Source organism: Simplicispira piscis (genome assembly GCF_054783455.1).
The window spans coordinates 529,586-536,570 of the sequence record NZ_BAAGQN010000007.1 but is presented as its reverse complement, the minus strand read 5'-3'; the positions used below and the strand labels follow the sequence as shown (position 1 = coordinate 536,570).

The following is a 6,985-nucleotide window of genomic DNA, read 5'->3' as shown; positions in this document are numbered from 1 at the left end:
CCAGTCAGACTGCCATGATGGTGGCCTGACTTAAACCAACTGGCCTCCACGAAAGCCGGGGCGATTCAATGTTGGGAGGAGGCTCTGGCGCATCAAGCCGAGCCAATACGTTGAGAACGTGCTCGGTGCTGAGCGCGCCCGATTCGATCACCAACTCCACCGCCACCAGCACCGCTTCCAGTCCGTGGCTGGACACGCAGTTGAGCACCTGCGCCATGGTCTTTTCACCGCCCTCATGGCGCATCAAGCCTTGTCGCAATCGCTGCAAAGGCGTCGGCATGTCTGCAAAGGGCGCGCCATTTCTCAGGGCACCAGACTTGCGCTGAATCAGCGCAATGTAGTGCTGCCAGTCGTAGCAGATGTGGCCCCGGTTGGGCAGCCTCTCGTGCCGTGCCACGATCATTTCGTCGCTGGCGATCTCCACCCGGCCGGGGTACAGCCGGGTGCTCACGCGCTGGCCTGCCAATTCGCACGGCACCGAGTAGCGGTTGCGCGCCACCGCCACCAGGCAAGTGCTCGACACCTTGGCTGAGCGCTCCACATAGCCATCAAAGGCTGTCGGCATGGGCATCAGTTCCGCGCGCTCCTGCTCCAGCATCTCGGCCACGCTGAACGCCTTGTACTCTGGGTGGCGCACCTCCTCCCACAGACTGCGGCAGCGTGCGCCCAGCCAAACATTGAGCTCGGCAAAGCTGCCAAACTTCTGCTGCTGCGCCTCCAGCCAGATGCGCCTGCGGCTGTCCTGCACGTTCTTCTCCACCACGCCTTTCTCCCAGCCGCTGGCTACGTTGCAGAAGTCGGCATCGAATAGGTAATGTGCGCACATCACGGCAAAGCGTGCGTTGACGATGCGGCCCTTGCCACCTTGTCCGCCTTTGCCGCGCGGGACCTTGTCCACGGCCGTCTTCATGTTGTCGTAAATACCCCGGCGAGCCACGCCACCGAGCGCCGCAAAGGAACGGGTGTGGGCGTCAAACAGCATCTCGTGACCCTGGCTGGGGTAGGCCACCAGCCAGAATGCGCGGCTGGCGCACAGCTTCATGTGCGACACCTGCATGCGGTGGTAGATACCGCCCACCACCAAGCCCTCTTCGCTCCAGTCGAACTGGAACGCCTCGCCCATCTCGAACTTCAGTGGCACGAACGCCCGGGCGTCCTTGCCAGCGTCGACGCGCCAGGCCCGGATAAAGTCCGTGACGCGGGTGTACCCACCCTCATATCCGCTGGTCTTGATTTGCGCAAACAAGGCGCGTGCCGTGCGACGGTTCTGCTTGGGTCGATGCGCATCGGCCTTGAGCGACTGCTCCAGTTCGGCCACATACGCATTGAGCTTGTTGAAGCCCGCCGTGCGGCTGTAGACGGGCTCCTTCACCTCCTCTGGCTTCCTCAGCCAGCTTCGCACCGTGTTGCGCGATAGGCCCGTGCGCTTGGCTATCTCATGCAACGACACCTTGTCGCGCATGTACATCCGTCGAATTCTTCCCAACATTTCCATGGTGATCACCTTGCATTTTCCCTGCCCAATATTTAGGCAAGGCAAGTAAAACACCTGGGTCAGTTTTGAAGCGGCACATGCCCTCTAAGTGGGTCAGTTTTCAGTCGGCGGCAACACCGTATGTATTGACCGCTGTCTGACGCATTTGCGCCACTGAAAACTTCCAAATTGGACGTCAGGCTTACAGTCTCGACATGACGGACAGAAGCTCAAGTCAGAAGACCGGTTCACAGGGGCAGAAGTGGCTCCATGCCCACGTCGAGGATCATCCGCATTGGCTGTCGCGAGAGCTCAGCGAAGACTTCGGCATCGACGCCGAGTTTGAGATAACTGACCCCAGCGTTTCCGGTGACATCCTGAAGGTCCAAGTCAAATCATCTGAGCAGGTAGAACGGCGGGACGGGGCGATCAAGTTCACCATCGAGCGAAAGTATCTTGAGTATGCGGATGCGTGTCGATATCCGCTCATCTTGGTTCGCGTTGACACAACTTCCAAAGAGGCTTGGTATCTGTGGCTACAAGACTGGTTGCTTGCCCAACGCGTGACCGGCAGTCCCTTGCTGACAGAACAAGTGTCCTGGACGGCGTGGGTGCCCGAGACTCACACTGTCGCCGCTGGACTTGACGGTGAACTGAAGAAGATTGCGCGCTGGGAGGGTAGCTCGCAGCTAGCGCTCAGCCTACGCGATGCCCTGCATGCCGCAGTCGCGATTGGGGACAGGCACATGGTGCTTGTGCTGGCCGATGCTTTGGCATCATGCGCCGATGGTCTTGGGCGAGCAGGTCTCAACGCCGTGATCGACGAGGCCATCAAGCTCGGTGATCGCATGCGCGGGACCTGCGAAGGAAACGTAGTCGCCGATAAGCTATTCGCAATGGTTCGCCGACGCGGAGCAGTTGTAGATGCTGAGACCATCGATCGGCTTGTCTTGCGAGGCGACTCCTACTCACGTGCAGGCCTCACGTCGCTTGCCATCATGTATGACGACCATTTCCAGCACATCCGTTCGCTGGGTCTTCCACATCGCTACACTGGCATGGAACCTCGGGTCGCCTACTACTGTGCCTTTCGCGAGGCACATCCCGAGCACAATTCCGGGGACGTAACAGTGGATCCGTCTGCATTCACGTTCGCTGGCCTTCGGTATCGTCAGCCAGACATGTTCTGGGACAAGTACGCAAACCGCGGCCCGTCGGCGTTACTGGACTATCTGGAGTTAATCGAGACGGATGCTGGCCCGCCAGACGTGGCCTGAGTGCTTGCGAGCGCGTACGTGCCGAGGACACCTGCGTGTAAGTTATCCGACAACCTGCCGGAGGCACGCCTCGAACTCTTCGGGGCTCGGTGACTCAAGCGACAACAGGGGGACCCGAAGCGAAGCGGCGACTGCCGAGCCGTGATCCAACTCCGCGGCGCTGAACGCTATAACTTCATCCTCTGTCCAGCTGTGATCTCCGCGTCCGCCTAGGCGAGCCAGCACAACAGAGGCCGGCGCTTGAAGAAGGACGACCGCTGCGCACTTCAGGTCTGCGAATACATCAAGAGGAATCTGCTGGTGCCGCCCCGACGCCGTGCGGATGACGAAGTGCCCGTCAAGCACAAGCGTGATTCCTCCTTCATGGATACGTCGGGCCGCGGAGACTAGAGCCTGCTGATTCAAGTTTACGTCCGAGACGACCTTGTCGGTTCCCCATGAAGCGAGGCCGCGCTCAGTACGAATGAGTTGACTTGCGCTCGCATACACAAGCTTCAGCCGTTCCGCCGCCGGCTTTGCGAGATGAGTCTTACCCACGCCATGCATACCGCCAATGAAGATCGTCATCAGGCTTCTTCCTGCAAGCCGAATTTCTTGCCCACGCGACGCAACTCGGCGTTGCTTAGGTATCGGAAAGACTGCGGCGCACGAAAACCTTTGAAGACGGATTTCGGTGCGATCGGTTGTGGCGGCTTGGTGACTTCGCCGAGCAAAATGCCGTGGGCTTCAGACTTGCCTTCGAAGTAGCTCAACAGTTCCTTGCGCGCTAAGCCTGGCCCTCGGCTGGCGCACGCGGCCCAAACTTTTGCCGGAGAACCTATGACCGTGCCATCGACGTCGACAAGGCCGACGAGTCGCTGTATCGGTGAGCTTGAATAGATCAACAATAGTCCAACGGGCTGCTTGGCCCAGGACCGGCGGAACTCCACGCGCTTGGTGCCTGCCATGATCTGGTCGGCGAATCGGGGCTTAACCGACAACAAGACCGCCTTAGCGCCCTGCGGCTCTAAGCACTGTAGAAAACGCGACATCGGAAATTTTGGTTATTGATTGAATGTTGCCAGTGACTACGCCGTCATCCTGGAGACGTTGAAAGGACACAGGGTTCGGCAGATGCTCGACGAGCCGGAAGAGAACGACCTTGGTGGGCTCCACGGCCATCTCTTCGATTTGTTTGATGCTGTACACAGTCCGCCGACGCACAAGGCTCGCAATTTTCGCTGCATCGTCGAGGACCTCGAATCGTTCGACCACGCCGAGAGATGTCACGCACTGTTCGTCACCGGATCTATAGAAAAGCAGCAGGTCCCCGGCGCGAATTTCCTTGGTCGCCGCGTGGCACAGGTAGGCCAGCTTGATCGCGTTGCCTATGTTGCCGCCGGACGGGAACAGGAGCGTCTGGAACCCCTGGTAGTCCGAAAACAGGATTCGATGGAAGCCGCTTTGGATGGGAACCAGGAACTTCCGCACCTCGGAGCCAGACTGGTAGTGCGGAAAGAAACGCTGCACATACTCGAAAGGGGACCAGCCAGATTCCGGCGGAGCCGATCTGGGGTGAACCTTCACGAACATCTGATCACGACCGAATGTGCCGCGATCCTCGAATCCGAAGTCCACAAGGAGGTTGACGAGATAGCCATGCTTCTCAATGTCCGCATGGATGAAGACATGCTCGCACGCATTATCGGTCGCGTACCGAAAGGCGGCCTTCAGAAAGAGCTCGCCGATCTTCCGGCCCCGTACTGCCTCACCGACCTTGAAGGTGCAGAGCTTTAAGGCTCGGCCGGCCAACCGTTGTCCGTCGTCGGTGATCCGTTCCTCCGTCTGTATGGCATACACGCAGATTGCGCTTAGCGAACGGTCGTCGTCGCGGTAAACCCATGCCTTTCTGCCTTCTCGTGCCTTGTCTCGGAACCATTCGTCGAACGGTGGATAGCCTTCTCGAAGGCTCCCGAAGAAGGCGCCCGAAAGGTCGGGCGTCAGGCTGTGCAGAGGGACGTCCTGGATGTTGGGCAAGGAGACGTCGTGCGGCTGATGTAGCCGACGAAGCCAATCCTCTGCGGTCTGGATCGTATATGTTCGATCTGCAAGCCCACGCGCGCGAGCTTTGGCCAAGAGACCTCTGTCTTCGGTAACCAGCGCATGGGCGGCATCGCATTGAAGCGCATACAGTATCTCGTTGTCGCAAACATCATTCTGGCCGGTGGTTGCCGTGTTCCACGGGCATTTCGCTGGGCTTTCCAGCGCAGGATACCGGCGCACGTGCTGCAAGTTCCGGGCGCGCCTGTCGGCGTCCGAATCCCGCTCAAAGTCGGCAAGACTTGCCGGGTGGTAAACCAGTTGGTGACCGCCCACTAAGGCGAGGCGATGAAAGCTAGCCAAGCTGTCGCTCAATGCCAAGAACGAGTCCTGAAGCGGAATAAGGACGTTGGTGTCCAACAAAAGCGTCAGTTGCTTCGTCACTAGTTTCCTCCCCTGCGTTTTGCGAGCGTAGCCACTATTGAGTGGCCCTTGTACCGCGAGCATGGCCGTGCGCGGCCTAATCGCTCAGGACGGGTTCAACGCCCCGATGTTCGTTCAGGCCGAGTAAGGCCACCTGCCGACGACCGTGCGATCTTCAGTCTCGATCACGGTCGGCGGCATACCTTCCCGAGCAGTAGTAGCAGCGGTACTCAACGCCGTGGCCATCGTCGGCCCAGGTTTCAAGGTCGCCGGCTGTCATCCGAGCTCCACAACACGTGCAGCTCGCTGGCAGATCGTCCCCCTCCTCGTTCTCGCAAAAATTGCAGCGGTAGCCCGATGAGGACTTCTCGTTGAGGACCATCGTGAAGTTGCCGCACTTCTCGCAGTCGAGGCGTACGGGATCAGCATCGGGGTCCATCGCCGCGCCAGGGTGTGCTTCCTCAACCGCGTCCGCCGCTTTCAGCGCATCGTGCAGCTTGAACTGGTACTCGTCAGATAGCATCTGAAAGATAGCTTTAGTCCCTTCGGGGATTCGCGCCTCCACGTCTACCGCACCGTACGACTCTAGGAACTCAATGACCGAACGGAACAAGCGGCCGATGGTCACACGTGCGGTCGGCACATCCATCTCGAACTTGTGATGCTCTATGTCGTTACGCAGCCGCTTAAGCCAGTCCAAGTCCTTCTTGAAGTCCCCGGAGACGGCATCCTTGTCCTCGTTGTTGATGAAGTTGACGGCCTCCCAAAGACCAATCGTCTTAGCGGTAGCGGGCTTCAGGTTCTCAACGAACGGGTTGGCGTAGATCAGCAGCGGGTGCTTCTCAGTGATGTGGTGCTTGAAGATCAGCTCGATGAAGTGCGCCATATGCAGGACGCAGAACTTGTAGGCCTTCAGATCGCCCTCGTCGCCCTCCTCGAACTTTTTCAGCGCCTCTTCCAGGCTGTCCATCGCGTTGTCTAGCAGGTCTAGCTTATGGCTCATATCTCGCCCGTTCCAGCCTTAGCCGTAGATTGCAGGATCGAAATGCGGGTGATCTAGGTCAAATCCGTGCTCTTTGCAGATGACCTTCATTTTCTCGCGGTCGTCGTCCAAAAGCGCTAACTCGTCGTAGCTGCGGTAGTAGAGAGCTTTGGCGATGGCCAGCACGATGTCCCTGCGACTGTGCGGGCGTTCATGAACGTAGATCGGGAAAGCGCTGTCGGGGAACGTGGCAGCGTGAAAGACGTTGAACGCGCCACCACCACGGTTATTCACGTACAGCTCACCACGCCCCTGAAGGAATCGCCACTGCGGGTTCTCATACGAGGGATCGACGCCAACCACCGGGCACCCCCGATAGACCACACGGGAAATCTTCTCGGCGATGCTGCTCGCGCCCTCCTTGGTTTGCAGAGCAATGATCCCAGACAGCCCGGGATTCCATCCGTCCAGTTGTGCCTTCGTAATGCCGTGCCAGAGAGGAAAGAGTTTCTTGTCATGCTCGATGTGCTGGCGGTGGAGCACATCAAGCTCGTAGCTGGTCCATTTCTTCTCGATGTAGGCGGGCGACAGGAGCAGCAGCCCGTACTGTGAAGCAGCCAAGCCGGCATTGATCGAGTCCAGCAGCTTGCCGCCGACTTCCAAGGTGACGGGCGCGAACCAAACGGATAGGCCGAGCCACTTCAGTGACTTCGACAACTCGTTGGCGAATTCCTCGTCTTCTGTCGCATACGAAATGAAGACGTGATATGGCTTCTTCATGCTGATCCTCCCCGATCAGCGCAGTTTAGC

General features: G+C 58.8%; 6 protein-coding genes and 1 pseudogene. 1 reads left to right on the top strand and 6 read right to left on the bottom strand.

Annotated features, from left to right (window positions below; translation table 11 throughout):
* Positions 1–61: 61 nt before the first annotated feature.
* Positions 62–1,495, bottom strand: a pseudogene (istA, locus tag ACYVOC_RS05820) (IS21 family transposase); the annotation flags it as partial.
* Positions 1,496–1,689: 194 nt separating this feature from the next.
* Here istA and ACYVOC_RS05815 point away from each other — a divergent pair.
* On the top strand, positions 1,690–2,751 hold the full coding sequence (locus tag ACYVOC_RS05815) for a DUF4365 domain-containing protein (protein WP_461161166.1): 1,062 nt from the start codon (positions 1,690–1,692) through the stop codon (positions 2,749–2,751).
* A 42-nt stretch (positions 2,752–2,793) separates the two neighbouring features.
* On the opposite strand, the gene ACYVOC_RS05810 is transcribed toward ACYVOC_RS05815, so the two are convergent.
* The 5 genes from ACYVOC_RS05810 to ACYVOC_RS05790 all read right to left on the bottom strand — a co-directional run bounded on the left by ACYVOC_RS05810 (position 2,794) and on the right by ACYVOC_RS05790 (position 6,955).
* A complete protein-coding gene (locus tag ACYVOC_RS05810) occupies positions 2,794–3,318 on the bottom strand; it encodes an ATP-binding protein (protein ID WP_461161165.1) in 525 nt (174 codons plus the stop codon).
* The gene (locus ACYVOC_RS05805; protein WP_461161164.1) at positions 3,318–3,782 is read right to left on the bottom strand and encodes an ASCH domain-containing protein; all 465 of its coding nucleotides are present in this window, start codon (positions 3,780–3,782) and stop codon (positions 3,318–3,320) included. The genes ACYVOC_RS05810 and ACYVOC_RS05805 overlap by 1 nt, the downstream gene beginning before the upstream one ends.
* Positions 3,742–5,214 carry a PIN domain-containing protein gene (locus tag ACYVOC_RS05800; RefSeq protein WP_461161163.1) on the bottom strand — a complete coding sequence of 491 codons (1,473 nt, stop codon included), beginning with the start codon at positions 5,212–5,214 and terminating at the stop codon, positions 3,742–3,744. Before ACYVOC_RS05800 ends, ACYVOC_RS05805 begins: the two co-directional genes overlap by 41 nt.
* Positions 5,215–5,368: 154 nt before the next feature.
* A complete protein-coding gene (locus tag ACYVOC_RS05795; RefSeq protein ID WP_461161162.1) occupies positions 5,369–6,163 on the bottom strand; it encodes a hypothetical protein in 795 nt (264 codons plus the stop codon).
* 51 nt (positions 6,164–6,214) lie between these two features.
* Positions 6,215–6,955 (bottom strand): toll/interleukin-1 receptor domain-containing protein, encoded by a 741-nt coding sequence (locus ACYVOC_RS05790; RefSeq protein ID WP_461161161.1) that lies wholly within the window; start codon positions 6,953–6,955, stop codon positions 6,215–6,217.
* Between the last annotated feature and the right edge of the window lie 30 nt (positions 6,956–6,985).